This window comes from Microbulbifer sp. SAOS-129_SWC, from assembly GCF_039696035.1.
Taxonomy (GTDB): domain Bacteria; phylum Pseudomonadota; class Gammaproteobacteria; order Pseudomonadales; family Cellvibrionaceae; genus Microbulbifer.
Map to the genome: position 1 here is coordinate 1,163,339 of NZ_CP155567.1, position 25,543 is coordinate 1,188,881.

Here is a 25,543-nt window from a genome sequence, read left to right on the forward strand (position 1 = left end):
TTATGTGCTGGCTGGCGCTTTCTTTATTTTTGCAGTGCGATTTATTGCGCTGGATCGCGCATTTGATGGGGAGTCATTGTGATTTTCTGGTGATCCCCGCGCACTGCGCAAAAGGCGCAGTGCGCGGGGCACAGACGTACAGATTAGAGGTCCGCGAGGGCCTGCAGTTGTTGATTCAGGCGTTGCTGTGCGCCCTGCATGTCGGCGAGCCTGTCCCGTTCTTTGGCGACCACCGCTTCCGGGGCCTTGTCGACAAACTTCGGATTTTTCAGCTTGCCTTCCACGCGCGCCAGTTCCTTGGATAGCTTGTCGATTTCCTTCTGCAGGCGCGCGCTCTCGGCCTGCACGTCGATCAGGCCGGCCATGGGTACCAGCAGTTCCATCTCGCCCACCAGCGCGGTGGCGGAGACCGGCGCGCTGTCACCGCTTTCCAGCCAGTCGATGGATTCGAGGCTGGCGAGCTTGGCGAGCAGGCTGCGGGCCTTTTGCAACAGCTCCTTGTCGCGCGCGGAGCCGCCGCGCAGGATCAGCGGAATTTTTTTCGCCGGGGAGATATTCATCTCGCCGCGGATATTGCGCACGCCCTCGATCACCTGCTTGAGCCAGGCGATGGCGGCCTCGGCTTCACTGTCGATGCGGTGCGCGTCGGCTTCCGGGTATGGTTGCAGCATGATGGTGTCGCCGCTCTTGCCGGCGAGGTCTTTCACGCGCTGCCAGATTTCCTCGGTGATAAACGGCATCAGCGGGTGTGCCAGGCGCAGCACGGTTTCCAGCACGCGGATCAGGGTGCGGCGGGTGCCTTTCTTGATTGCCCCGGAGGCGTTGTCATCCCACAGTACCGGCTTGGACAGTTCCAGGTACCAGCTGCAGTACTCGCCCCAGATAAAGTCGTACAGCGCCTGGGAGGCCAGGTCGAAGCGGTAGCTGTCCATCGCCTCGCGCACGGTGATTTCGGTGCGCTGCAGCTGGGAGATGATCCAGCGGTCGGCGAGGCTCAGTTCGAAATCCTCGCTGCCGTCCTGGCCACAGTCCTGGCCGTCGCAGTTCTGCAGCACGTAGCGCGACGCGTTCCAGATCTTGTTGCAGAAGTTGCGGAAGCCCTCGATGCGGCCCACGTCGAACTTGATATCGCGGCCGGTGGAGGCGAGCGAGTAGTAGGTGTAGCGCAGGGCATCGGTGCCGTAGGCGGCGAGACCCTCGGGGAATTCCTTGCGGGTCTGCTTTTCGATCTTGTCGCGCAGGTGCGGCTGCATCATGCCGCTGGTGCGCTTCTGCACCAGGCTTTCCAGGTCGATGCCGTCGATCAGGTCGATCGGGTCGAGCACATTGCCCTTGGACTTGGACATCTTCTGCCCGTGGCTGTCGCGCACCAGGCCGTGCACGTACACGGTGTGGAAGGGCACTTCCTTCTTGAAATACAGGGTCAGCATCATCATGCGCGCGACCCAGAAGAAGATGATGTCGAAGCCGGTGACCAGCACGCTGGTCGGATGGAACGCCGCCAGCTCCGGGGTTTCTTCCGGCCAGCCGAGGGTACCGAAGGTCCACAGGCCGGAGGAGAACCAGGTATCCAGCACGTCTTCATCCTGGCTCAGGGCGATATCGCCGAGGTTGTGCTTCTCGCGCACTTCCTCTTCCGTGCGGCCGACATAGACATTGCCGTCGTTGTCGTACCAGGCCGGGATGCGGTGCCCCCACCACAGCTGGCGCGAGATGCACCAGTCTTGGATATCACGCATCCAGGAGAAGTACATGTTCTGGTAGTTGTTGGGCACGAAGTTCACGCGGCCGTCTTCCACCGCGGCGATGGCGTCCTCCGCCAGCGGCTGGGTCTTCACGTACCACTGGTCGGTGAGCCACGGTTCGATGACGACGCCGGAGCGGTCGCCGCGCGGCACTTTCAAGGTGTGCGGTTCGACTTTCTCCAGCAGGCCGAGATCGTCCAGGTCGTCGACGACCTGCTTACGCGCGGCGAAGCGCTCCATGCCGTGGTATTTTTCCGGTACGTTTTCATTGAGATTGGCGTCGGCGTCGAGGATGTTGATCATCTCGAGGCTGTGGCGCTGGCCCATCTCGTAGTCGTTGAAGTCGTGCGCCGGGGTGATCTTCACACAGCCGGTGCCGAATTCGCGATCGACGTAGTCGTCGCCAATGATCGGGATCTCGCGATCCGCCAGCGGCAGTTTGATGGTCTTGCCGATCAGGTGCTGGTAGCGCTCGTCTTCCGGGTGCACGGCCACGGCGGTATCGCCGAGCATGGTTTCCGGGCGGGTAGTGGCGACGACGAGATGACCGCTGCCGTCGGACAGCGGGTAGCGGAAGTGCCACAGGTGACCCTGCTCTTCCTCGTTCAGCACTTCCAGGTCGGAAATGGCGGTGTGCAGTTTCGGATCCCAGTTCACCAGGCGCTTGCCGCGGTAGATCAGGTCGTCTTCATACAGGCGGATAAAGACTTCCTGCACCGCCTTGTAGAAGCCGTCGTCCATGGTGAAGCGCTCGCGCGACCAGTCCGGGCTGGCGCCGAGGCGGCGCAGCTGGCGGGTGATATTGCCGCCGGATTCTTCCTTCCACTCCCATACCTTCTCGATGAACTTGTCGCGACCCAGCTCGTGGCGGGTCTTGCCTTCCGCCGCCAGCAGCCGCTCCACCACCATCTGGGTGGCGATGCCGGCGTGGTCGGTGCCCACCTGCCACAGGGTGTTGTCGCCCTGCATGCGGTGGTAGCGGACCAGCGCGTCCATGATGGATTCCTGGAAACCGTGGCCCATATGCAGGCTGCCGGTGACGTTCGGCGGCGGGATCATGATGCTGTAGGGCTTGGCGGTGGTGTCGCCGGAGGGCTTGAAGTAGCCGCTCTCTTCCCAGGTCTTGTACCACTGCTGTTCGATAGCGTTGGGCTGGTATGTCTTGTCCATGCGCGTGGGGGAACCTTGTGTTGACTGACTGCGGGGCGCGAGCAGGCTCAGCTTAGTGCGGCCGGGGCTCGGGGCGCGCCAAAAAGGCGGGAATTATACCGTTGCGGCGGGGGCCGGCAAAAGGGGGATCGTAACGGGCTGGCCGGTGATCAGCGCTTGGCTTCGAGTTCGTCGACCATCAGCTCGATTCGGGCGCGCAACTGGCGCTCCAGCTCCGGCAGCTGCCGGGCCACCAGCCGGTCGATCAGTTGCTGGCGTTGCTTTGCGCGTTCGTCCGGAGTGGCCGCCTGCTCGGCAACCTCTGGCTCGGCGGTCCCGTCTGCCGCCGTCGCAGCGGCGCTGCTGAAGTCGTCTGGGGTGGGCTGATCCGGGGCGGCGGTGTCCGTGGCCGGGGTCAGAGCTTCGCTCGCCGCGAGTGGGGCCGCGCCCTCTGCTGCGTTTACCGGGGCGCTTGCCGTTGCCGCGGGGGCGAGCGGGGCCGCTTCACTTTTGGGGACGCGGCCACCGGTCAGGCGCGCGCGGATATGCGCGGGCAGGAAGGGGTTTTCCGGCGGTGGTGCATGGTCCTCTGCCCCGAACAGCTCTTGCTGCTGTTCCGATGGTGGCTGCACAGGGGGCTGTGTCGCGGTTTTTGTGGTGGGCAGTGGGGCCATCACGGAGGCGGGCTCAGCGGCTGGATCGGGCAGGTCCTGCAGGGGGCGCAACAGGGCGCGGTCGGCTTCATTCAGCTCGGCCGGGTACTCCTCTGGCAGCTCTTCGTCCACTGGCGAGAACAGGATTGGCAGTTCACTCTCATCGAGCGGCTCCTGTTCCGGGGCGCGCTGCGGCGCCGGAGCTGGCGGCTTGGCGGCGGAGCCGGCTACCTGGTCGAGCAGGGGGATGTCGCCGAGCTCTTCGCTGCCGAGCAGGTCGCGCAGGGAACTGAGTTCGTCGAGCAGCTCGTTGGGGGGAGTGCCCTGGTGGCCGCGTTGCCTGTTTTTCTTTTTCCGAGCGGACATGAATGCGGGTTGCGCCTGGAGTTAGTTGCCGATGCGATGGGATTGTAACGGATATCCGCGGTCGCGGAAGTGCCCGAAGCGGCTGCGCGAGCGTGCCAGTGCTTCGGGTTGCTGCACGACGATCTCGGCGAGGCGCTCAAAGCGGCTGAACCAGCCGGGCACGCTGGCGCAGAGATTGATCAGCAGCCCGTGGTGCTGGCCCGGCTCCTCGCCGCAGTTAATCTCCACTGCGGCCTGCCGATCCGCGCCCTGTGGGGCGTGGGGCAGGAAGCTGTCCTCGCGGAAGGTCCACAGCAGCTCGTCGAACTGCGCCGCTCGAGCGCGGTCGTCCACCGCCACCAGCACACGCAGTCCCGCGCGGTAGGCCTTTTCCGCCAGGCGGCAGGCGAAGATATCACCTTCGGTGGGCTGGTCAGAGGTTAGTACGTAGAAGTCGATTCTGGTCATCGGTTGTTGATGTGGGTGTCAGCGGGTTCTGGGGCGGCGCTGCTGCCGGTGGCCGCTCGCTCAACAGCCTCATCGGCAATCGTTTCGCGAACGGCCCCCGGCATCAGCGCCTGCGCATTGGGTTTCGGTATTCTTATCGACTAGTAGGGGGCGCACGGCGCACCCTACCCGGAGTCCAGAATCCGTTATTTGCCCAGCAGGTATTCCATCAACAGCGGCACCGGGCGGCCGGTGGCACCCTTGTTGGCGCCGGAGTTCCAGGCACTGCCGGCGATATCCAGGTGCGCCCAGGTGTAGTCCTTGGTGAAGCGGGACAGGAAGCAGGCGGCGGTGACCGAGCCGGCTTCACGACCGCCGATATTCTGCATGTCGGCGAAGTTGGAATCCAGCATCGGCTGGTATTCGTCCCACAGCGGCATCTGCCAGGCACGGTCGCCAGTGCGCTCCCCGGCGGCGAGCAGCTTGTCGGCCAGGCCTTGCTTGTTGGCGTAGAGGCCGGTGGCGTGATTGCCGAGGGCGATGACACAGGCACCGGTGAGGGTGGCGATGTCGATGACGGTTTTGGGCTTGTACTTGGCGGCGTAGGTCAGGGTGTCGCACAGCACCAAGCGGCCTTCGGCGTCGGTGTTGAGGATTTCGATGGTCTTGCCGGACATGGAGGTGACGATATCGCCGGGCTTGCTGGCGCGGCCGCTGGGCATATTCTCGGCGGCGGCCACCAGGCCCACCACGTTGATGGCCGGCTGCAGCTCCAGCAGTGCGTGCATGACGCCGAAGACGCTGGCGGCGCCGCCCATGTCATATTTCATCTCGTCCATGGACTGGCCCGGCTTGATGCTGATGCCGCCGCTGTCGAAGGTGATGCCCTTGCCGACCAGAACCACCGGTTTGTCGCCGGCCTTGCCGCCCTTGTACTGCATGGCGATCAGCGCCGGTGGTTCGTCACTGCCCTTGGCGACGCTGAGGAAGGCGCCCATGCCGAGGGATTTCATCTTTTTCTCGTCGAGGATGGTGGTGGTCAGTTTTGTATGTTTTTTCGCCAGGTCGCGGGCTTCGGAAGCCAGGTAGCTGGGGGTGCAGATATTGCCGGGCAGGTTGCCCAGTTCGCGTGCGGTGTTACTGCCGGTGGCCTGTGCGGCGCCGATCTCGATACCCTTTTGTACCGCCTTCAGTTTTTTGCGCTCCGCGGCGTGCACGGTGAATTTCTTCAGCGGATTGGCCTTGGCGTCGCTGAGGCAGCGGGTGAATTTATAGGTGGCGAGGCCGGCGGCCAGGGCCAGCTGTTGCCCCTGCCAGGCGCTGTCGGCGCCGGTGACTTCCAGCTCGGTCAGGTAGCTGGTGGCATCTTTCAGGCCCTTCACCGCTTCGGCGCTGGCTTTGGCCAGCTTGCGGAAGTCCGCCTGGCTGACGACGCCGTCGTTGGCGCGCACCAGCAGCGCGCGCTCGGCGGGGCCGTCGAGCAGGCTGACCATCAGCGTGGCGCCGAGCTTGCTGCCCAGGTCTCCGCGCTTCAGGAGCTTGCCGATAGTGCCGCCACAAGCCTTGTCCAGCGCGGCGCCGCTGGTGCCGAGCCGGATTTTGGCGTCGACGGCGATGATGGCGCAGGCGCTGCGCTGTTTGCTGATATCGGAGACTTTGGCAGTGAACTGCATAACTCTTTCCCTTACGGTTAAAACGAATTCGATGTCTCGGGGCCGAGACATCGCCGGCAATATTGGCGATAATGCGTCGCTCAAGTTTAACCCGCAAGTCATCAGATTGCTTTCGGGCCGGACAATTGTTCGGATTTTGCGCTTTTGTTGAGCCACACTTCCTGTTCACCGCTGTCGCCAAGGGATTCTTTCGCCGCGTGATTATTTTCCGCTACCTCTGCCGCGAGTTGCTGTACGCCACGCTGGCGGTCAGCTCCGTGCTGTTGCTGATGGTGATGGGCGGCCGCTTCGTGAAATACCTGGCCGAGGCGGCTGCGGGCGACATGTCCGCGAGTATTCTGTTCCCGCTGATGGGGTACCGGTTGCCGGAGTTCCTGCAGCTTGTGCTGCCGCTGGGTTTCTTCGTCGGCATCCTGCTGGCCTACGGGCGTCTCTATATCGAGAGCGAGATGACTGTGCTGCACGCCTGCGGTTTCAGTGAGCGGCGCCTGCTGGGCTACACGCTGATCCCGGCACTGCTGGTGGCATTGCTGGTGGCGGCAATGAGCCTGTTCCTGACCCCTACCGGTCTGGAGCGCTGGTCCGGGTTGCTGACGGCGGACAAGTCGCGCAATGAATTCGATCACCTGATGCCAAAGAAATTCGTGTCCACCAAGGGCAACCGCTCGGTGTACTTTGCGGACTCACTGAGCAAGGACAAGTCGACCATGCACGACGTCTTCCTCGCCGAGCTGGGCTCGCCGCAGGAGGACACCGAAACGAACCACCAGGTCGTGACCGTGGCGCGCGAGGGCGTTCAACAGATAGATCCCGAGACGGGATTGCGCTACCTGGTACTGCGCGATGGCTATCGCTACGAAGGGGTGCCGGGGCAGAAGGACTACCGGCTGATGAAGTTCTCCAGCTATGAACAGCTGCTGGATATCCCCTACGTGCGCAGTCGCTGGCAGGACCAGGTGGAGTCGGCAGCGACCATCGATTTGATGCATTCGGACAAACCCGCCGAGCGGGCCTACCTGCACTGGCGCCTCAGCCTGCCGGTGCTGGTGCTGGTGGTGGCGGTGCTGGCTGTACCCATGAGCCGCACCAATCCCCGTCAGGGGCGCTATGCCAAGATGATTCCGGCGGTGTTGCTGTACCTGGCCTACCTGATCATCCTGCTGCGCGTGCGCGGTGCGGTCGAGGATGGGGATATTGCCAATCCTGCGGCCATCTGGCTGGTACACCCGCCGTTCCTGCTACTGGGGCTGTTCCTGCTCGGCGGCGGCAAGCTGGGCAAACGCCCGAAGCGGTCGCAGCCGGAAAGTCCGCAGGAGGGGCTCGAAGATGCGTAAGCTGGATTGGTATATCGGGCGCACCGTGGCGATGTCGGTGGGTGCAGTGCTGCTGATCCTGCTCGGGCTGGATGTGGTCTTTGCGTTTATCGACCAGCTCCAGGATCGCAAGGATGGTTACCAGTTTCCCCAGGTGTTGCAGTACCTGCTCTGGACCATGCCCGACCGTGTTTACGATCAGCTGGGTTTTTCCGCACTGGTGGGTAGCCTGGTCGGGCTCGGTACCCTGGCCAGCACCAGTGAGCTGACAGTGATGCGCGCTGCCGGTATTTCCATCGGCCGCATTGCGCGATCGGTAATGAAGCCGGTGCTACTGCTGATTGTGCTGGGCCTGGCACTGGCGGAATTCGTGATTCCGGTCACCAACCAGCACGCGGAAAACGGCAAGGCCATGGCGCTGGGCGAGATGCAGGGCCGCGGCCTCGGCCAGGGTCTGTGGCTGCAGGATGGCGGCGAGTTTGTGCATTTCAATGCGGCGCTGCCCAGTGGCGAACTGTTCGGTGTGACCCGCTATCGGTTTGACAACCAGCGCGAACTGAAGCGGGTGGAATTCTCCGAGCGCGGTCATTTCACTGGCCATCACTGGGTGCTGGAAAACAACCGCGCCACGACGTTCAGTGACGACCACGCCAGCAGTGAAGTGGAAACCAGTCGCGTGTGGAATTCGGATTTTTCACCGGATCTGTTCGCGCTGATCGTGCCGCTGCCGGAGGATCTGTCGCCGCGCAGCCTGTGGTCTTACGGCCATTTCCTCGATCGCAAGGAGCAGGATTCCAGCCGCTACTGGCTGCAGTTCTGGAAAAAACTGCTGCAGCCACTGACCATCGCCAGCCTGGTGATGGTGGCCATTTCATTTATCTTCGGCCCGCTGCGGGAGGTCACCACCGGCCTGCGGGTATTTACCGGGGTGATTGTGGGGATTGTCTTCCAGACCCTGCAGGACATGCTCGGGCCGTCGTCGGTAGTGTTCGGCTTTCCGCCACTGGTCGCTGTGCTGGCGCCGATACTGCTGTGTTTCGCCATCGGCTGGTGGCTTCTCCGGCGCGCCCGCTGATGCCGCGGGCGCCGCGTCACTGCTTCTTCGGCAGCACCCGTACCTGCGAGTTTGAGTAGATATCCTGCCAGGTGGCGCGATCCGCCCGAATCCATGACCACAGGAATCCGGCCCCGAAACACGCCAGGGCCAGCGGTGCCACCAGGGCGCGCAGTGCGCACTGGCGCCAGCTCAGCTGTACTCCGTCCGGACTCGCCAGCAGCAGCCGCCAGGCGCGCATACCGATGGTCTGACCCGCGGCGCGCCAGGACCAGATAAAGTAGGCGGCAATCACCGCCACCATACCGACCTGGAACAGCAGCCCGCCCACGCACGGGGTGTAGTCCAGTTCCCGGGGCTGGCACTCGAGCCCGCCCAGCGCCGCCGCTACCGGCAAGGCGATAAACCCGTACACCATCAGCAGGCCGGCGATGATCAGCGCGTCGTAGACCAGTGCGGCCAGGCGCCGGCCGAGGCCCGCTGCGGGCAGTTGGGGGAAAGTCGGGGAAGGGTTGGAAGCGCTCACGGTCATCTCCGCCAAGTCTCTGTTGGCGGAGATTCTACCAAGATTTGCGCCTTGTCATCGGTGTGGGGCAGGGCGGCTCAGAATTCGTACTCGAACGAGAACTTGAACTTGTTCCCGGACAGGCGCAAATCGTAGTCCATCGCCTGGCCGAACTTGCCGTGACCGGTGGTGTAGCGCCACAGGCCGCTGTTCTTGCTGCGCTTGTGCTGTTCGCGGTAAGTGTCCCAGCCCATTTTCAGGATTTCGTTCAGGGCCTTGCCGCCGGTGGTGGGGTGGTATTCCTCGGGGTGGGTGTGTGCCTGCAGCCACTGGTAGTTCAGCCGTCGCTGCACGGCGCTCATCGAGTTGTTGCGCAGGTTGTCTGCCGCCTCGACCAGGGCCGCGTTGTCCATGCCGAAGGCGCTGTCGATGAAAAATGCGTTGTCCGCCTGCAGGTTCATGGCCCGGTTGGAATCGGGGATGAACAGGTCATCGGCGAAGCTGAAGCCGGAAACCGGCAGGAGGCATAGCGTAAACACAACAGGCAGGTGCTTGCGTGGAGTGAAACGAAAGCTGCAGAGTTCCATTAGATCTACCCCGGGGTGTCTACTTTTAGTGCCGAACGGTGCTTGGCAACCGTTGAATTTATTATGGTTCACCCATCAGTGATCTGATGTATCTCATAACCTCGTCGCCCATTGCAACCCTGATTTGTGGACAGGCGTCACAATTGCGTTCAGATCCGCTCAGACCGCACCACTGCTGGACTCATTTATTGTTGCCGATGTGATCTGCGCGGTGCAGAGGGCCACGCCAAAGTTTTTTATAGCGGAGCCGGCGGCGCGGAATCTCTTTTAATAAAAACTTGATCTAGTTGGCGCGCGGTAAACACCTTAAGAAACGAGCTGACCAGTTGGTTTTCATAGCTCTCAGGACTGGATGTATTGTTATCCATTCCTTTTATGACTGTTTTGGCGGCGCCGCCAGCGAAGGTTGACAGCGTTGTCTTTTCCGCTAAGGTGATCTGTCTACGAAAAATAAGAGAAGCCCCATGACCCGCGTTCCCGCCCTGGCCGCCGCTGCGTTCGGCGCGTTTTTACTTGTCTCGATCAACGGCTGCGGCAAGCCGGCTGCGGATGCCGATGCCGCAACCCCGGCGGCGGTGCGCATCGCGCAGAATTTCGCGGTGACCCAGGAGGTGCTGACCAACTTCCAGGGGGTGGACGATGACCTGCGCGCGCAGTGCAAACGCGCCGGCGGTGGTGGCGCCACCTGCTCCACTTACCGTATCTCGCTGATCAACAAGGGGCCGGCGATCGCTGCCAGTGCGCGTGACTGGACCCTGTATTTCCACAGCGTGCGGCGCAACTTCAGCTTGCTCAACCGCGACGATTTCACCCTGGAGCACGTCAAGGGGGATTTACACCGGCTGATTCCCAACGACAATTTCAAGGGCATTGGCGCCGGCGCAACGCTGCAGCTGGATCTGCTGGCGGAGAACTGGTTCCAGTTCGAGTCGGATTTCATGCCGCGCCTGTTCGTGGTCGATGGCGAGGGCAAAGCCCATGTGATCGCATCCACTGACAGTGACAGCCTCAAGGGCATCGTCAAACCGATCAACACCAACGATCCGGACAACTGGAAGCGCACCGCCGCCGACCACAATGTGCTGGCCACGGCCGCGAGCCGCTACGCGAAATTCAGCGCCGCACCGGCCCAGGAAGGCAACGCCTGGCGCGCGCGCATCGTGCCGCAGCCGCTGCACAGCGAAGAAACCGGTGCACCGATTGCGTTGCCCAGTGGCATTGCCGTCGATGCCGGCCCGCTGGACAGCCGCAGCCTGGCGGCCTTCCATCAGCGCCTGGAACAGCTGCAGCTGGCGCCGTCCGGCCCCGGCGCCTACCCGGTGACGGTTAAGATCGACTCCGCTGCCTTCGCGCAGGGCGTACCCGGTGCCTACACCCTGAATGTGGGGGAGCGCGGTGCCGGGATCACCGGTTACGACCAGGCCGGCGCCTTTTACGGCTTGCAGTCGTTGCTGGCGCTGGCGGACGTGCAGAGCCGCACACTGGCGCGGGCCGAGGTCGAGGACGCGCCGCGCTTCCCCTACCGCGGACTGTTTCTCGACGTGGGGCGCAACTTCCACAGCAAGGCCGTGGTGCTGAAGTTGCTGGACCAGATGGCTGCCTACAAGCTAAACCGCTTCCACTTCCACCTGTCCGACGACGAGGGTTGGCGCCTGGAGATTCCCGGTTTGCCGGAGTTAACCGAGATCGGCAGCCGCCGCTGTTTCGATCTGAAAGAGGAGCACTGCCTGTTGCCGCAACTGGGCTCCGGCCCCAATACCGATAACAATGGCAGCGGCCATTTCAGCGTGCAGGACTACGAAGACATCGTGCGCTACGCCGCCGCGCGCCAGATCGAGGTGATCCCCGAATTCGATATGCCGGCCCACGCCCGCGCCGCGGTGGTGTCGATGGAGGCGCGCTACCGCAAATTGAAGGCGCGCGATCCGCGGGCGGCGCAACAGTACCGCCTGATCGATCCGCAGGACGATACCCGCTACCTGTCGGTGCAGTACTACAACGACAGCTATATCAACCCCTGCATCGACTCCACCTACCGCTTTGTGGGCAAGGTGATCGCCGAGGTCAAGGCAATGCACGCCGCCGCCGGCCAGCCGCTGCAGAACTGGCACTTCGGCGGCGACGAGGCAGTGAATATTCTCGCCGGCGGCGCCTTCGAGGATGCGCCGGGGCAGGATCCGGACAAGGGTGACGCGCCGGCGTCGATGCGCGACAAGCCGTGGAGCCACTCGCCCCAGTGTCGCAAGCTGATCGCCAGCGGCGCGGTGAAATCCCTCGATGAACTGGGCGAGTACTACGCCGTGCGGGTCAGCAAGCTCGTCGCGGACACCGGCATTCCGTCGCTGGCAGCGTGGAATGATGGCGTCAAACACATTGCCAATGCCGATCAGGAGCTGGCCACCGGGCACAACTTTGTCGAATCGTGGGCACCGCTGTTCTGGGGCGGTGGCGACGAGAGCGGGCACCTGGCCGACACCGGCTTCGACGTGGTGCAGGCGCACTCGGACTTTCTCTATTTCGATATGCCCTACGAGGTGGACCCGGCGGAAACCGGTTACTACTGGGCGTCGCGCGCCACCGATACGCGCAAGACCTTCAGCTACGCGCCGCTGAATACGGCGCAATTGGCGGAGGTGTCCACCGATCGCGATGGCAATGGCTGGAGCGCCAAGGCGCTGCCGCCGCGTTTCGCCGATCATCTGCGCGGCATGCAGGGGCAGCTGTGGAGCGAGACAGTGCGCACCGATGCGGAAGTGGAGTACAAGATCTTCCCGCGCCTGCTGGCGCTGGCCGAGCGCGCCTGGCACCGCGCGGATTGGGAGCTGCCACTGAAGGCCGGGCAGGAATTCTCCGCCGCTACCCACGCGGTGGATAAAGCCGCACTGGCCGCCGACTGGGCCGGCTTCGCCGCCGCGCTCGGGCACAAGGAGCTGCGCAAACTGGATCTCGGCGGCATCGGCTACCGTATCCCGGTGCCCGGTGCGGTGGTCGATGGCAACCGCGTGGCGACGGCGCTGCCATATCCGGGTCTGGCACTGGAATATTTCGACGGCCGCGGTTGGCAGCCGCTGGCGCAGGATACTCCGGCCGAAGCCGTCCGCGCCCTGCGCGCGCGCAGTGCCGACGGTCAGCGCGCCGGTCGCGCCGTGGCGCTGGACGCCGCCGCACCGGAGACGGCGGCGCGCTAGTCCCGATCCCGACTTAGATGCGCCATACGCACCGCGCTCCAATCGGTGCGCATGGCGCACCCTACCTGGAATTCGCGCCAGCGCTCCAACGCGCGGACAGTATCAACGATGCCGGTCGCCCCGTCTGCGGGTGCAGCGGCTCCTCCAGTTCGATCAGCTCCAGCCCACTGCGCAACAGCAGTGACACCCAGCTGGCGGTGGTACGGAAATACCAGGGCGCCGGGTCGGTGAACGCCGCGTCGAACCCGGCCCAGCTGCCAGCGCGCCAGCCGTCGCGGTAATCGCTGTCGCCGCAGGCCTGTAGCGGGTGGAGTGTCTGGATCAGCAGGTGCCCGCCCGGGTTGAGCAGCGTAGCGGCGGCCCTAATCACATCTTCTACCGACTCCCGCCCGAGCAGCGAAAAGTTGCATACCAGCAGGTCGAATCGCTGTCCCAGTGCGCCCGCGGCCAGTTGTGCGTAGTCGAGCTCGCGATAACGCTCGCGCGCGCCGGCACGGCGCTGTGCCGCCTGCACCAGCCGGGCTACCGCGTCGACACCACAGACGTCGACGCCACGCGCGGCCAGCGCCCGCGCCAGCCAGCCCTCGCCACAGCCGATATCCAGCACCGTCGCCGGTTTCAGCCCGGTGACGGCAGCTACAATTGCAGCGTCGGTAACCAGTTTGCGGCTGGCAATGGTGGCGCCGTCGATGGCACCGATCCAGGGTTCGGCATTTCTGTGCCAGCTGCGCAGAATTTTTTCATCGCTGAATTCGGAATCGCTCATGGAATTGTCCGTGGCTATCTTGTGAAGTGCGTTCGGGCGAGTGTACCGTCTCGTCACAGCAAGGGATAAAAAGAGAAAACGACATGGCTCGTCAAATGGTGTTCGATTATGTGATCGTCGGTGGCGGTTCCGCCGGCTGTGTGCTTGCCAATCGCCTCAGTGCCGACGAGCAGCACCGGGTCTGTCTGCTGGAGGCGGGGCCCGCGGATCACAGCCCGCTGATTCGTATGCCGGCCGGGATCAGCTACCTGCTGCCGGGCAAGCGCTACAACCTGCACCACTACACGGAGCCCCAGACTCAGCTGAAGGGCCGCCGCCTGTTCTGGCCGCGCGGGCGCACCCTGGGCGGCAGCAGCGCGATCAATGCGATGATCTACATTCGTGGCAACGGCGCCGATTACGATGCCTGGGCCGCGGCCGGCAACCCGGGCTGGGGCTGGCGCGATCTGCTGCCCTATTTCCTGCTGGCCGAAGGCAACACGCGCGGCAGCGACGCCTACCACAGCGGCTTCGGGCCGCTGGCGGTTTCCGACCTGAAGTGGAAGTCCGAGGCCAGCCGCGCCTTTGTACGTGCCGGTCAAACCGCCGGCCACCGCCTCAACAGTGATTTCAACGGCCAGCAGCAAAACGGCGTCGGCTTTTACCAGGTGACGCAGAAGGGCGGGCGGCGCTGGTCGGCGGCGGCGGCCTACCTGCACCCGGCCATGAAGCGCTCCAACCTCGATGTATTTACCGGCAGCCAGGTGGCGCGCCTGCTGTTCCGCGGTGACCGCGTTGTGGGGGTGGAGCTGCTGAACGGCAAGCGGATTATCGCCAACCGTGAAGTGATCCTGTGTGCCGGTGCCATCCAGTCGCCGCAGCTGCTGTTGCTGTCCGGCCTCGGTCCGCAGGGCGAACTGCAGCGTCTCGGTATCGTGCCCCAGGCGCATCTGCCGGGGGTGGGCAAGAACCTGCAGGATCACCTGGATATTATTCAGGTGGCGGAGGCATCGGCGCCGATCAGTTTCAACGACGCCTTCTGGCCGAAATTGAAAACCGCGCTGCACCTGCCGGAATACCTGCTCGCCAATGGCGGCCCGCTCACCAGCAATGTGGCGGAGGCGGGTGGATTTGCCGCATCGAGCCGCGCCGGTGCCTATCCGGATATCCAGTTTCATTTCTGTGCAGCGCCGCTGTTCGATCACGGTCTGCGCAAACCCGCTGGCTATGGCTATTCACTGCACGCCTGTGCCTTGCGGCCACAGAGTCGCGGCGAAATTACCCTCGCCAGCGACGATCCGCGCGCGCTGCCATTGATCCAGCCCAATTACCTGGCCGAGCGCGCGGATTTGCGGGTGCTGGTCGAGGGCTTTGAAATGGCGCGCGAAATTCTCGAGCAGGAGGCGCTCACCCGCCATCGTAAACGGCGCTGGAGTCCGGAAAAACCCCTCAACAATCGCCGAGTGGTGGAGGCGTTTATCCGCCAGCACGCGGAGACCATCTACCATCCGGTAGGCACCTGTAAAATGGGCGACGATGACATGGCGGTGGTGGACGCGCAGTTGAAAGTGCGGGGTGTCGATGGACTGCGGGTGGTGGACGCCTCCATAATGCCCACCCTGGTCAGCGGCAATACCAATGCGCCGGTGATCGCAATCGCCGAAAAGGCGGCGGAATTGATTCTGCAAAAATCCCCCGAACCGACCCCGCCCGTGGAGACTGTAGAAACAGAATGATCTGGTTATGCCCCCTGTGTAGCGCGCCACTCGTCCGCAATGAGCGCAGCTGGCACTGTGAAAACCTGCACAGTTTCGACTGCGCCCGCGAGGGTTACGTGAACCTGCTGCCGGTCAATCGCAAGCGCAGCAAGGAGCCGGGCGACTCTGTCGAGATGTTGCAGGCGCGGCGGCGCTTTCTCGAGGCCGGGCACTACCGCCCGCTGGTGGATGTCATCACCGCGCTGCTGCCGTATGTGTCCGGGCGCCAGCTGCTGGATATCGGCAGCGGTGAGGGGTATTACACCCGCGCACTGCATGCCGCCGGCTGGCCGGCAGAGGCGCTGGCGGGCATCGACATTGCCAAGCCCGGCGTGCGCCTGGCGGCGAAGCGCCAGCCCGGCAGCCAGTTCGTGGTGGCCGGCAGCTATGCGCTGCCACTGGCGGACAACAGCGTCGACCACCTGCTGCGGGTTTTTGCGCCGGCGGCGGACGCGGAGATGCGGCGGGTAGTCAATACGGGCGGTTCGCTGCTCGACGTGGCACCGGGCCCGGAGCATCTGTGGTCGCTGAAAACGGCGCTCTACAGTGAGCCGCGTGAACACGCGCCGCCGAAACCGGTCGCCGGTTTTGTGCCGCAGGTGGAGGTGCGCTGCTGTTTTCCCTTCGCGCTGTACGGGCGCGAGGCCATTGCCGACTTCCTCGCCATGACGCCCTTTGCCTGGAAAGGCCACAGCGACGTGCGGCACGAGCTGGAGCAGCGCGAAAGCCTGCAGCTGCAGGCGGATTTCGTCGTGCGTCGGCTGGTGTGCGATAAGTAACGGAATAGTTGAGAGTAACGAGACGTCTATGGCAACGCCCCGGGACTACGGATTCATGCGCCGCGCGCTGGAACTGGCGGAGCTCGCCGCCGAGCGCGGCGAAGTGCCGGTGGGCGCGGTGCTGGTGCGCGACGGCCAGGTGATTGGCGAGGGCAGCAACCGCCCGATCGGCAATTGCGATCCCAGCGCCCACGCGGAGGTCGTCGCGCTGCGCCGCGCGGCGGAAAAGGCACAGAACTACCGCCTGCCGGACACTACCCTGTACGTCACCATCGAACCCTGCACCATGTGTTTCGGCGCGCTGGTGCACGCGCGGGTGGCGCGGCTGGTTTACGGTGCGACCGAGCCCCGCGCCGGCGTTGTGGAAAGTCAGCTGCAGCTGGGCGAGGCGGATTTCTTCAATCATCGCATCGCGGTCGAAAGCGGGGTGATGGCAGACGAGGCGGCGAAACTGGTGCGGGAGTTTTTCCGCGGGCGGCGCCGCGCGGAGGGCTGATGCTGGTCGCATTCGTGCTCAACAGTTTTCTGGTGGCGGCGGTGGTGGTGATTCACCACGAAGTGCTGAACAGCCTGTTCATTGTCGGCCAGAAGCTGTCGGTGCGGCGCAATCTGGCCGTGCTGATCGGGGTGTTCGGCGCGCTGTTCGCGCACGTCGCGGAGATCTGGCTGTTCGCGCTGGGTTATTTCTTTATGGTGCGCTCGAATTATTTCGAGACCCTGGCCGGCAATTTCAGCGGTAGCCTGACCGACTGTGCCTACTTCTCCTTTACCACCTACACCTCGCTGGGTTTTGGCGATGTGGTGCCCCACGGCCACCTGCGTTTTACCGCCGGGCTGGAGGCGCTGACCGGACTGGTCATGATCACCTGGACCGCCTCTTTCATGTTCCTGAAGATGCAACGCTACTGGCGCTGACGCGTGTTAGACTGCCTCACGCGCAGGGGCTGGCCCGCTGCGCAAACCAGACAGTAAAGCCGGGCGGCAGTGGAATTGGTATGAAGCGTGAATTTTTACGGATGGCGGTCATCCTCGGTCTGTTGAGCTGCGTCGGTCCCTTTGCCATCGATATGTACCTGCCGGCGCTGCCGGTCCTCGCGGCCGATTTCGGCGCACCGGTGGATGCGGCGCAATACACGCTGATGTCGTTCTTTATCGCCTTCGGCGTCTGCCAGCTGTTCTACGGCCCGGCCGCGGATATGTTCGGGCGCAAGCCGCCGCTGTATTTCGGCCTGACCCTGTTTGCCCTTGCTTCACTGGGCTGTGCCTTTGCCCCGTCGATCGAGTGGTTAATCGGTCTGCGTTTCGTACAGGGCGTCGGCGCGGCCGCGGTGATGTCGATCCCGCGCGCGATTATCCGCGATCGCTACACCGGCACCGCGGCCACGCGGCTGATGACCACGGTGATGCTGGTGATCTCCATTTCGCCGATGCTGGCGCCGCTGGCGGGCAGCGCGCTGATCGGCCCTTTCGGCTGGCCATCGGTATTTATCGTGGTGGCGCTGGCCACCCTGGTCAGCCTGCTGCTGACGGGGTTCGGCCTGCCGGAGACGCTGGCGCCGGCCGAGCGGGTGCCGTTTGAATTCGGTGCCATGCGCAGGGCGTTCACCACACTGGTGAAGGATCCCGCGTTTATGGGACTGACACTGATCGGCGGCCTGGGTATGTCCAGTTTCTTCGCCTTCCTGTCCACGGCCTCGTTTCTTTACACCGACCACTACGGCCTGACCCCGACGCAGTTCAGCCTCGCTTTCGCGCTGAATGCGCTGGGCTTTTTCACTGCCAGCCAGTTTGCTGCCAACCTCGGCGAGCGTTTCGGCTCCGCCACTGTGGTGCGCTGGGCGGTCAAGGGCTTCGCTGTCAGCGCCGGCGTGATGTGGGCGCTGTTTGCCGCCGGCTTCGACAGCTTCGCGCTGTTGGTGGGTATGCTGCTGCTGAGCAATGCATTTCTCGGCCTGGTGGTACCTACATCCATGGTGCTGTCGCTGGACAACCACGGTCCCATCGCCGGTACTGCCGCGGCACTGGGCGGCGCCCTGCAAATGCTGCAGGGCGCGGTGGCGATTGTCATCGTCAGCCTGGTGTTCGACGGCACACCGCTGCCGCTGGTGGGGACTATTGCGGCCTGTGGCGTGTTGGCGCTGGGGCTCGCGCTATTGACTCTGCGCGGGCAGGTGCGGGTCGCCGCCCTTCAGTAGATGTGACCTGTACATGCAGGGGATGGTTACGGTCATTGAATCGGCGATGCGCTGATCGGGTTTGAGAAAACCGCGGAGGAAAACGCCATGTGCAGCGTTTTTGATCTGGACGACCACGCCGGTATCGAGCGCTTTCTGGATACCTATGGTGTGCACCACCCGCAGCGCCTGATCTTCGGCCGTCGCCGTCGGCCGACACAGCAGGTGTCGATCATCACCGCCCGGCATGGCACCCCGGAAGTGGAAAATGCTATCTGGCACCTGTACCTGCAGCGCGTCGGCGATGGCTGGAAACCCCACCGCAAATACTGGTCGATCAACAGCAACTGGAAGAAGCTCGGGCAGCGTCCGGAGTACCGCAAGTCGCGCTGCCTGATTCCGGCCACCGCCTGGGTCGAGAGTCAGCATGGCGACAATCCGGTGGAGTTCAGTTTCGGCGCGCCGTTTTTCTTCTGTGGTCTGTATAAAACCTGGGGCGATCTGCTCAGCTGCGCAATCATTACCCTCGACGCCCACCCGGCAACCAGAAAATTTCACGAGAAATCCTTCCCGATGATTGCGCCGGCGGATGGGGAGTTTGTGCGGCAGTGGTTGGCGGGAGGCGAGGGTACAGACGTATTTGAACCCTACCTGCATCCGCATATCGAGTACGACGGGCACCCGCTGGCGGCGCAGCCGCTGGTGCGCGCTACCTCGACGGAATACGCGGGGATCAAGTCAACGGTTATGTCTTGATAGTGTTGTCCTGATGGTGTCGCTAACCGAACCGGGTTCCGGTCTCGCCGGCTGCGGCACTAAAGAAAAAGAATCTTGGTATGTGGATAGGGCGGTGTTTTTCAACCGGCCGGACTGATCGCGTCGGCGGTGCCGGTGCGCCCCTACGGGCGCCGCGTTGCGGCGTCCTAACCGCGGGCGCGGTTAGTCGAACCGAGTACCGGTCTCGCCGACGTCCGGCGCCAAACAAAAAAAGGCCCGCATTTGCGGGCCTTTTTTTGTTTGGTACCAGAGGCCGGACTCGAACCGGCACGCTTTTTACGGCGGGGGATTTTGAATCCCCTGTGTCTACCAATTTCACCACTCTGGCAGCGGCGCGAGGCGGTGATCGTTCCCGTATTGGGGTGCCTCGGCGAGGGGGACGATTATAGCGATGGGTTCGGGGTGGTCAACCGGATTTGGCGCGGGGGCGGCTTTCCGGTAATCTTCGCGGCCACTTTATGACCACCCTTATTTACCACCACCTAGACTGAAGCCATGCGCCGCCAGGATTTCCATTTCGACCTGCCCGATGAACTGATCGCCCGCGCGCCCGCCGAGGAGCGCCGCGGCAGCCGCCTGTTGTGCCTGGACGGGCCCAGCGGCGCGCTGGAACACCGCCAGTTCGCCGAACTGGCGGACCTGCTGGAGCCCGGTGACCTGCTGGTATTCAACGACACCCGGGTGATCCCGGCGCGCCTGTTCGGGCGCAAGGCCAGCGGCGGCAAGCTGGAGATACTGATCGAGCGGGTGCTGGACGAGCATTCTGCGCTGGCGCATATCCGCGCGAGCAAGTCGCCCAAGCCGGGCTCGACAATCCTGTTGGAGGACGATACGGCGCTGGAAATGGTGGCGCGCCACGATGCATTGTTCGAGCTGCGTTTCCCGCCCGCGGGGGTGTTGCCGGTGCTGGAGCGCCTCGGGCATATGCCGCTGCCGCCGTATATCGACCGCCCGGATGAAGATTCTGACCGGGAGCGCTACCAGACGGTCTACAACCGCCATGCCGGTGCGGTGGCGGCGCCGACGGCGGGCCTGCACTTTGACGAGGCCATGCTGGATGCGCTGCGCGGCAAGGGCGTGGAGACCGCATTCGTGACCCTGCATGTGGGCGCGGGCACCTTCCAGCCGGTGCGGGTGGACGATATTTTCGAGCACCAGATGCACAGCGAGGTGCTGCACGTACCGGAATCCGTATGCCGGGCGGTGGCCGATTGCCGCGCCCGCGGCGGCCGCGTGATTGCCGTGGGTACCACCAGTGTGCGGGCCCTGGAGAGCGCAGCCGCGATGGCGGAGAGCGCCGGCCTGCCCACGGGCGAGCTGGCGCCGGCCACCGGTGAGACCGATATCTTTATCTATCCTGGCTACCGCTTCCGGGTGGTGGACCGGCTGATCACCAACTTCCACCTGCCGGAATCGACACTGATGATGCTGGTCAGCGCCTTTGCCGGTTACGAACAGACGATGAATGCCTACCGCGCGGCGGTCGCGCAGAAATACCGTTTCTTCAGTTACGGTGATGCGATGCTGATCACGCGCAATCCCGAGGTCAGCGCTTGGTGATGAACATTGGATACGGTCTTCGCTGCCGTGGCCGGGCTCCGAAACACGAGACTAGACGGGAGCCTGTGGCGCCCCTGCTGCCGGGCCTTCGCATTAAACTTTTATCCCGAGTCTCGGGCCTCGAAAACAGGAGTACGCTGTGAGCCGCCAGTGCTTTATGCAGTTTGAATTGGATACCATCGACGGCAAGGCCCGCCGCGGGCGTTTGCGCTTTCCGCGCGGGGTGGTGGAGACGCCGGCGTTTATGCCGGTGGGGACCTACGGCACCGTCAAGGGCATGCTGCCGCGGGATGTGGAGGCGATCGGTGCCGATATCATTCTCGGCAATACCTTCCACCTGATGCTGCGCCCGGGTACCCAGGTGATCGAGGCCCACGGTGACCTGCACGATTTCATGCAGTGGCAGGGGCCGATCCTGACCGATTCCGGCGGCTTCCAGGTGTTCAGCCTGGGGCAGATGCGCAAGATCTCGGAGGAGGGCGTGTCCTTCAAGTCGCCGGTAGACGGCAGTCCGGTATTTATGGGGCCGGAGGAGTCCATGCAGGTGCAGAGGTCGCTGGGCTCCGACATCGTCATGATCTTCGACGAGTGCACCCCGTACCCGGCCACCACCGACGAGGCGCGCAAGTCGATGGAGCTGTCGCTGCGCTGGGCCAAGCGCTCCAAGGATGCTCACGGCGACAGCCCGTCGGCGCTGTTCGGCATTGTCCAGGGCGGTATGTACCCGGAGCTGCGCGATGTGTCCCTGCGCGGGCTGACCGAGATCGGGTTCGACGGTTACGCCATCGGTGGCCTGTCGGTGGGAGAGCCGAAGGAGGAGATGGTCAAGGTGCTGGACCATCTGGCCCACAAGATGCCGGCAGACAGGCCACGCTACCTGATGGGGGTGGGCAAGCCGGAGGATATCGTCGAGGCGGTGCGCCGCGGTGTGGATATGTTCGACTGCGTCATGCCAACCCGCAATGCGCGTAACGGTCACCTGTTCACCTTCGAGGGGGTGGTCAAGATCCGCAATGCCAAGCACCGCTACGATACCGGTCCGCTGGAGGAGGATTGCGACTGCTACACCTGCAGCCATTTCTCGCGCAGCTACCTGCACCACCTGGACCGCTGCGGTGAGATCCTCGGTTCGCAACTGAATACCATCCACAATCTGCGCCACTACCAGCGCCTGATGCAGCAGTTGCGCGATGCCATTGCCGAGGGCACGCTGGAGGATTATGTGGTCGCCTTCTACGCCCGCCTGGGCCGCGAAGTACCGTCGCTGGCCAGCGACGCGGGCTGAGGCGCCCCGGGGGAGCGGCGGCGCGATTTGTACCGCGGCCCTATCCCCGTATAATCGGCCCCCGATTCGATCGCGGGGGCTGCCTTGCAAATTGCCGCCTGTGCCCGCATATCCACCGTTTGCCGCAATCCGCTTGCGGCCCAGGGAATGATCCGCCGGTCGGTACCCAGGTACCGGCGGCGCGCACTTTTGTTGCTGGCGACTGTCAGACAGGCACGAATACGCGCCGCAACGCGACAGATCGAGGGGTTCGGGAAGAATTCATCGGTCGACAAGAATAGTGATAGGCCCCCGGGGCCAGAAACAACAATGAGAGCAGCATGAATCGCTACCCCCTCTGGAAGTACCTCCTGATTCTCGCCATTGCGGCCCTCGGCTTTATCTACGCCGCCCCCAACCTGTACGCGCCGGATCCGGCGGTGCAGATCTCCGGCCAGTCCAGTGACCGGAAGCTGGATCAGAGCGTCCTCGACAAGGCCGAAAAGGCGCTGAATGACGCCGGTATCCAGTACTTTGGTGGCGAAGTGAGCGGCAAGTCGATCCTGATACGGCTGAAATCCATCGAGGAGCAGCTGCCGGCCAAGCGCACCATTCAGGACGCGCTGGGCAACCGCAACTATGTTGTGGCGCTGAACCTGGCCTCCACCACGCCGGAGTGGCTCAGCAAGCTGGGCGCCAGCCCGATGAAACTGGGTCTGGACCTGGCCGGTGGTGTGCACTTCCTGATGGAGGTGGATACCGATTCGATCATCAAAACCAACCTGGAGAGTTACACCCAGGACGTGAAATCCAAGCTGCGCGCGGCCAAGGCACGCTACCGCAGCGTCGAACTGGTCAATGACCGCGAGATCGTCGCCCATTTCCGCAGCGACGAGCTGCGCAACAAGGGCATGTCAGCGCTGCGCAGCAACTTCCCGCAGATGCAGTTCACCGAGTCGGGCAGCGGCAATAACCTGGCCATTCACGCCACCCTGACCAAGCCGGAAATCAAGAAGCTGCAGGACTACGCGGTGAGCCAGAACCTCACCACGCTGCGCAACCGGGTCAACGAACTGGGCGTGGCCGAGCCGATCGTGCAGCGCCAGGGCCGCAACCGCATCGTGGTGGAGCTGCCCGGTGTGCAGGACACCGCTGAAGCCAAGCGCATCATCGGCAAGACTGCCAACCTGGAATTCCGTATGGAGGCCAAGCAAGACGCGCTGGTGACCAACAAGGAATACTTCGAGTACCGCAACCCGCAGCAGCGTGCGGCCTACGGTGGTGCCTGGCTGGAACGCAAGGTGATCATCAAGGGTGACCGCGTGACCAATGCGCGGGTCGGTTACGACCGCCAGACCGGTTATCCACAGGTCAACATCACCCTGGATTCCCGTGGCGGCGAGCAGATGCATCGCGCCACCTGGAAGAATGTCGGCCGCCGTATGGGCACCCTGTTCATCGAGAGCCGCTTCGAGCCCAAGACCATTGTCGATGCCGACGGCAACAAGACCGTGGTGCAGAAGCGCGTCGACGACAAGAAAATCATCAGCCTGGCAACCGTGCAGAGTGCGCTGGGCAAACAGTTCCGCGTGACCGGCCTGGAGCCGGGTGAGGCTCAGGACCTGGCGCTGCTGTTGCGCGCCGGCGCCCTGGCTGCGCCCATGTACTTCGTCGAGGAGCGGGTGATTGGCCCGTCCCTGGGGGCGGACAACATCGACGTGGGCATCATGTCGGTGAAAATCGGCCTGGCGGCGGTGGTGGTCTGTATGCTGCTGCTGTACCGCGCCTTTGGTCTCGCGGCCAATATCGCGCTGGGTATCAATATGGTGCTGCTGGTGGCGGTGATGTCGATTATCGGCGCCACACTGACCCTGCCGGGTATTGCCGGTATGGTGTTGACCATCGGTATGGCGGTGGATGCCAACGTGCTGATCTTCTCGCGAATACGGGAAGAACTCCGCAACGGCATGCCGCCCCAGTCGGCGATCAGTACCGGCTTCGACAACGCCTATAGCGCTATTGTGGATGCCAACATCACCACGCTGATCGTTGCGGTAATCCTGTATGCCATCGGCTCCGGCCCGGTACAGGGCTTCGCGGTGACCCTGTCTATCGGCATCCTGACCTCCATGTTCAGTGCCATCATGGGTACCCGTGCACTGATCAACTTGTTCTACGGCGGTCGCCGTGTGCAGAAACTTTGGATATAAGCGCTGGAATTTAAGGGGACTGCAATGAAAGAGACCAAAGTAGAAAACGGCAAGATCACCGAATACATGGGCCGGCGCGTGTATGACTTCATGCGCTGGCGCAAAGTGGCCGCGGCGGTGTCCATTACGCTGGTGATCGGATCCATCATCGCGCTGGCGATGAACGGCCTGAAGCTGGGCCTGGACTTTACCGGTGGCACCCAGATCGAGGTGGCCTACCAGCAGGCGCCGCAGCTGGAAACCGTACGCGGCCAGCTGGATAAAGCCGGTTACGCCGGAGCCTCGGTGGTGCGCTTCGGCGCCGACAACGAGTTGCTGGTCAAGCTGCCGCCGAAGGTGACCGAGGCGCAGACCAAGCAGAGCGCCCGCGACGAAAAAGCGACCCAGTCCATCGGTGACAAGGTGGTGGCGGTGCTGAGCGAGGGCAGCGACAGCAAGGTGGAGCTGCGCCGGGTGGAGATGGTTGGTCCGCAGGTGGGTGACGAGCTGCGCGATGACGGCGGCCTCGGCATGCTGTTCGCACTGGCGGTGGTGATGGTCTACGTCGCGCTGCGCTTCCAGCTCAAGTTTGCCATCGGTGCAGTAGTGGCATTGATCCACGACGTGATCATCACTCTCGGCTTCTTCGCCTTCTTCCAGCTGGATTTCGATCTTACGGTACTGGCGGCGGTGCTGGCGGTGATCGGTTACTCGATCAACGACACCATCGTGGTCTACGACCGGGTGCGGGAGAATTTCCGCCGGGTGCGCAAGTCGGAGCCGGAGGAGATCATCAATATTTCCCTGAGCCAGACCCTCGGCCGTACCATCATGACTTCCTTCACCACGCTGCTGGTGCTGTGGGCACTGCAGTTCTTCGGCGGTGAGCTGATCCACAACTTCTCGCTGGCGCTGATCGTGGGTATCGTAGTGGGTACCTACTCCTCCATCTACGTGGCGGTGAACATGATCATGCTGTTGCGGGTCACCAAGGAAGACCTGATGCCGCCAGTCAAGGAGGGATCGGAACTGGATGAGATGCCCTGAATTCAGGGCATTCGCCTATCGCGGCAGGGACTGCCGCGAGACGAGCGGCTCGAAAACGCGATTGATGCCCGGTTTGCTACGGGTGATTATCGCGGGTTCGGGCCGCTGTTGTATCTGCGGGATGTAATCCGGCAATCACTCAGCTGCGCGGCTTTTTGCCGAGCGTGATGTGCTTGGGGCCAGAGGTGTTGGTCTGGCCGCTGACACCTTTCGGAACCTGCTGGATCTCGCCGCCGGCGGCGAGGAACGCCTGAACCTGCTCGTCAATACTTTCGCGGGTTTCCAGGCTGACAGGCTGCTTGCGCTTTGAAGCTGTGGATGCTTTTTTGGCCACAATATTTATCCGGTTTCTACGTGAATCGCCCATTATATCAACATTTGCGCAAAAAATCACCCGCTTGTTTGCAGGGTGTCCAATTTCCGCCGTAGATCGCTTCTTTTTACCCCAGATCCCGTCGATTCAGCTTCCGATCCCGCCCGGTACAGCGGTGGCTGCAGAGCCGTGTCCCCCGGCTGTGGAATACCGTCGAGAAGCTCCTGCGCTTTTGCCGGTCGAAGGTGGGGGAAGGGGGGCAGCCCGGCCGTGGCCGGC

21 protein-coding genes and 1 tRNA gene are annotated in these 25,543 nt (G+C 63.3%); 13 read left to right on the top strand and 9 right to left on the bottom strand.

All coding sequences use genetic code 11. From position 1 onward, the window contains the following. Nucleotides 1–143: 143 nt before the first annotated feature. From ABDK11_RS04890 to ABDK11_RS04905, 4 genes are all read right to left on the bottom strand, one after another. Nucleotides 144–2,915: a valine--tRNA ligase gene (locus tag ABDK11_RS04890; protein ID WP_346839183.1), complete on the bottom strand. Its 2,772-nt coding sequence runs from the start codon at nt 2,913–2,915 to the stop codon at nt 144–146. A 149-nt stretch (nt 2,916–3,064) separates the two neighbouring features. Beyond that, nucleotides 3,065–3,913 carry a hypothetical protein gene (locus ABDK11_RS04895; protein WP_346839184.1) on the bottom strand — a complete coding sequence of 283 codons (849 nt, stop codon included), beginning with the start codon at nt 3,911–3,913 and terminating at the stop codon, nt 3,065–3,067. A gap of 21 nt (nt 3,914–3,934) precedes the next feature. Next, entirely contained in the window at nt 3,935–4,360 is a 426-nt protein-coding gene (locus ABDK11_RS04900; protein ID WP_346839185.1) for a DNA polymerase III subunit chi, read from the bottom strand. 185 nt (nt 4,361–4,545) lie between these two features. Beyond that, on the bottom strand, nt 4,546–6,012 hold the full coding sequence (locus ABDK11_RS04905; RefSeq protein ID WP_346839186.1) for a leucyl aminopeptidase: 1,467 nt from the start codon (nt 6,010–6,012) through the stop codon (nt 4,546–4,548). Between the two features lie 197 nt (nt 6,013–6,209). Here ABDK11_RS04905 and lptF point away from each other — a divergent pair, with 197 nt between their 5' ends. Both lptF and lptG read left to right on the top strand, forming a co-directional pair. Then, nucleotides 6,210–7,346 (top strand): LPS export ABC transporter permease LptF, encoded by a 1,137-nt coding sequence (gene lptF / locus ABDK11_RS04910; RefSeq protein ID WP_346839187.1) that lies wholly within the window; start codon nt 6,210–6,212, stop codon nt 7,344–7,346. Further along, the gene (gene lptG, locus ABDK11_RS04915) at nt 7,339–8,400 is read left to right on the top strand and encodes an LPS export ABC transporter permease LptG (RefSeq protein ID WP_346839188.1); all 1,062 of its coding nucleotides are present in this window, start codon (nt 7,339–7,341) and stop codon (nt 8,398–8,400) included. Before lptF ends, lptG begins: the two co-directional genes overlap by 8 nt. Before the next feature lie 16 nt (nt 8,401–8,416). On the opposite strand, the gene ABDK11_RS04920 is transcribed toward lptG, so the two are convergent. Beyond that, complete coding sequence (locus tag ABDK11_RS04920) at nt 8,417–8,911, bottom strand: RDD family protein (protein ID WP_346839189.1); 495 nt, start codon at nt 8,909–8,911, stop codon at nt 8,417–8,419. Between the two features lie 71 nt (nt 8,912–8,982). After that, nucleotides 8,983–9,471 (bottom strand): hypothetical protein, encoded by a 489-nt coding sequence (locus ABDK11_RS04925; RefSeq protein ID WP_346839190.1) that lies wholly within the window; start codon nt 9,469–9,471, stop codon nt 8,983–8,985. A gap of 464 nt (nt 9,472–9,935) precedes the next feature. Between ABDK11_RS04925 and ABDK11_RS04930 the strand changes: the two genes are divergently transcribed. Then, complete coding sequence (locus tag ABDK11_RS04930) at nt 9,936–12,659, top strand: family 20 glycosylhydrolase (protein ID WP_346839191.1); 2,724 nt, start codon at nt 9,936–9,938, stop codon at nt 12,657–12,659. Nucleotides 12,660–12,720: 61 nt separating this feature from the next. On the opposite strand, the gene ABDK11_RS04935 is transcribed toward ABDK11_RS04930, so the two are convergent. Further along, nucleotides 12,721–13,425 carry a class I SAM-dependent methyltransferase gene (locus ABDK11_RS04935; RefSeq protein WP_346839192.1) on the bottom strand — a complete coding sequence of 235 codons (705 nt, stop codon included), beginning with the start codon at nt 13,423–13,425 and terminating at the stop codon, nt 12,721–12,723. Between the two features lie 83 nt (nt 13,426–13,508). Here ABDK11_RS04935 and ABDK11_RS04940 point away from each other — a divergent pair, with 83 nt between their 5' ends. The 6 genes from ABDK11_RS04940 (at nt 13,509) to ABDK11_RS04965 (ending at nt 18,870) form a co-directional block, all read left to right on the top strand. Continuing rightward, nucleotides 13,509–15,140, top strand: coding sequence for a choline dehydrogenase (locus ABDK11_RS04940; RefSeq protein WP_346839193.1), 1,632 nt, complete (start codon nt 13,509–13,511; stop codon nt 15,138–15,140). Continuing rightward, nucleotides 15,137–15,940 (top strand): putative RNA methyltransferase, encoded by an 804-nt coding sequence (locus ABDK11_RS04945; RefSeq protein ID WP_346839194.1) that lies wholly within the window; start codon nt 15,137–15,139, stop codon nt 15,938–15,940. Before ABDK11_RS04940 ends, ABDK11_RS04945 begins: the two co-directional genes overlap by 4 nt. Before the next feature lie 28 nt (nt 15,941–15,968). Next, nucleotides 15,969–16,436 carry a tRNA adenosine(34) deaminase TadA gene (gene tadA, locus ABDK11_RS04950; RefSeq protein ID WP_346839195.1) on the top strand — a complete coding sequence of 156 codons (468 nt, stop codon included), beginning with the start codon at nt 15,969–15,971 and terminating at the stop codon, nt 16,434–16,436. After that, entirely contained in the window at nt 16,436–16,855 is a 420-nt protein-coding gene (locus ABDK11_RS04955) for a potassium channel family protein (protein WP_346839196.1), read from the top strand. Before tadA ends, ABDK11_RS04955 begins: the two co-directional genes overlap by 1 nt. A gap of 80 nt (nt 16,856–16,935) precedes the next feature. Next, the gene (locus ABDK11_RS04960) at nt 16,936–18,135 is read left to right on the top strand and encodes a multidrug effflux MFS transporter (RefSeq protein WP_346839197.1); all 1,200 of its coding nucleotides are present in this window, start codon (nt 16,936–16,938) and stop codon (nt 18,133–18,135) included. A gap of 87 nt (nt 18,136–18,222) precedes the next feature. After that, on the top strand, nt 18,223–18,870 hold the full coding sequence (locus ABDK11_RS04965) for an SOS response-associated peptidase family protein (protein WP_346839198.1): 648 nt from the start codon (nt 18,223–18,225) through the stop codon (nt 18,868–18,870). Between the two features lie 262 nt (nt 18,871–19,132). Here the strand turns inward: ABDK11_RS04965 and ABDK11_RS04970 are convergent. Then, nucleotides 19,133–19,219: transfer RNA gene (locus tag ABDK11_RS04970), tRNA-Leu, on the bottom strand. Nucleotides 19,220–19,386: 167 nt separating this feature from the next. On the opposite strand from ABDK11_RS04970, the gene queA reads away from it, so the two are divergent. From queA to secF, 4 genes are all read left to right on the top strand, one after another. After that, the gene (gene queA / locus ABDK11_RS04975; RefSeq protein WP_346839199.1) at nt 19,387–20,451 is read left to right on the top strand and encodes a tRNA preQ1(34) S-adenosylmethionine ribosyltransferase-isomerase QueA; all 1,065 of its coding nucleotides are present in this window, start codon (nt 19,387–19,389) and stop codon (nt 20,449–20,451) included. Nucleotides 20,452–20,590: 139 nt separating this feature from the next. After that, nucleotides 20,591–21,736 carry a tRNA guanosine(34) transglycosylase Tgt gene (gene tgt, locus ABDK11_RS04980; RefSeq protein WP_346839200.1) on the top strand — a complete coding sequence of 382 codons (1,146 nt, stop codon included), beginning with the start codon at nt 20,591–20,593 and terminating at the stop codon, nt 21,734–21,736. A gap of 320 nt (nt 21,737–22,056) precedes the next feature. Then, nucleotides 22,057–23,925 carry a protein translocase subunit SecD gene (gene secD / locus ABDK11_RS04985; protein WP_346839201.1) on the top strand — a complete coding sequence of 623 codons (1,869 nt, stop codon included), beginning with the start codon at nt 22,057–22,059 and terminating at the stop codon, nt 23,923–23,925. A 24-nt stretch (nt 23,926–23,949) separates the two neighbouring features. Further along, nucleotides 23,950–24,951, top strand: a complete 1,002-nt coding sequence (gene secF / locus ABDK11_RS04990) for a protein translocase subunit SecF (protein ID WP_346839202.1) — start codon at nt 23,950–23,952, stop codon at nt 24,949–24,951. Nucleotides 24,952–25,090: 139 nt separating this feature from the next. Here secF and ABDK11_RS04995 read toward each other — a convergent pair whose 3' ends face one another. Then, nucleotides 25,091–25,285 carry a hypothetical protein gene (locus ABDK11_RS04995; protein ID WP_346839203.1) on the bottom strand — a complete coding sequence of 65 codons (195 nt, stop codon included), beginning with the start codon at nt 25,283–25,285 and terminating at the stop codon, nt 25,091–25,093. Nucleotides 25,286–25,543 lie beyond the last annotated feature (258 nt).

Bases quoted from the DNA above. Each gene is read 5' to 3' on its own strand.
- ABDK11_RS04895 (WP_346839184.1), bottom strand. From the start codon at position 3,913: ATGTCCGCTCGGAAAAAGAAAAACAGGCAACGCGGCCACCAGGGCACT.
- ABDK11_RS04900 (WP_346839185.1), bottom strand. From the start codon at position 4,360: ATGACCAGAATCGACTTCTACGTACTAACCTCTGACCAGCCCACCGAA.
- secF (WP_346839202.1), top strand. From the start codon at position 23,950: ATGAAAGAGACCAAAGTAGAAAACGGCAAGATCACCGAATACATGGGC.
- ABDK11_RS04935 (WP_346839192.1), bottom strand. From the start codon at position 13,425: ATGAGCGATTCCGAATTCAGCGATGAAAAAATTCTGCGCAGCTGGCAC.
- ABDK11_RS04920 (WP_346839189.1), bottom strand. From the start codon at position 8,911: ATGACCGTGAGCGCTTCCAACCCTTCCCCGACTTTCCCCCAACTGCCC.
- ABDK11_RS04965 (WP_346839198.1), top strand. From the start codon at position 18,223: ATGTGCAGCGTTTTTGATCTGGACGACCACGCCGGTATCGAGCGCTTT.
- ABDK11_RS04960 (WP_346839197.1), top strand. From the start codon at position 16,936: ATGAAGCGTGAATTTTTACGGATGGCGGTCATCCTCGGTCTGTTGAGC.
- queA (WP_346839199.1), top strand. From the start codon at position 19,387: ATGCGCCGCCAGGATTTCCATTTCGACCTGCCCGATGAACTGATCGCC.
- secD (WP_346839201.1), top strand. From the start codon at position 22,057: ATGAATCGCTACCCCCTCTGGAAGTACCTCCTGATTCTCGCCATTGCG.
- ABDK11_RS04945 (WP_346839194.1), top strand. From the start codon at position 15,137: ATGATCTGGTTATGCCCCCTGTGTAGCGCGCCACTCGTCCGCAATGAG.
- ABDK11_RS04930 (WP_346839191.1), top strand. From the start codon at position 9,936: ATGACCCGCGTTCCCGCCCTGGCCGCCGCTGCGTTCGGCGCGTTTTTA.
- ABDK11_RS04955 (WP_346839196.1), top strand. From the start codon at position 16,436: ATGCTGGTCGCATTCGTGCTCAACAGTTTTCTGGTGGCGGCGGTGGTG.
- ABDK11_RS04890 (WP_346839183.1), bottom strand. From the start codon at position 2,915: ATGGACAAGACATACCAGCCCAACGCTATCGAACAGCAGTGGTACAAG.
- lptG (WP_346839188.1), top strand. From the start codon at position 7,339: ATGCGTAAGCTGGATTGGTATATCGGGCGCACCGTGGCGATGTCGGTG.
- ABDK11_RS04905 (WP_346839186.1), bottom strand. From the start codon at position 6,012: ATGCAGTTCACTGCCAAAGTCTCCGATATCAGCAAACAGCGCAGCGCC.
- tadA (WP_346839195.1), top strand. From the start codon at position 15,969: ATGGCAACGCCCCGGGACTACGGATTCATGCGCCGCGCGCTGGAACTG.
- ABDK11_RS04925 (WP_346839190.1), bottom strand. From the start codon at position 9,471: ATGGAACTCTGCAGCTTTCGTTTCACTCCACGCAAGCACCTGCCTGTT.
- ABDK11_RS04940 (WP_346839193.1), top strand. From the start codon at position 13,509: ATGGCTCGTCAAATGGTGTTCGATTATGTGATCGTCGGTGGCGGTTCC.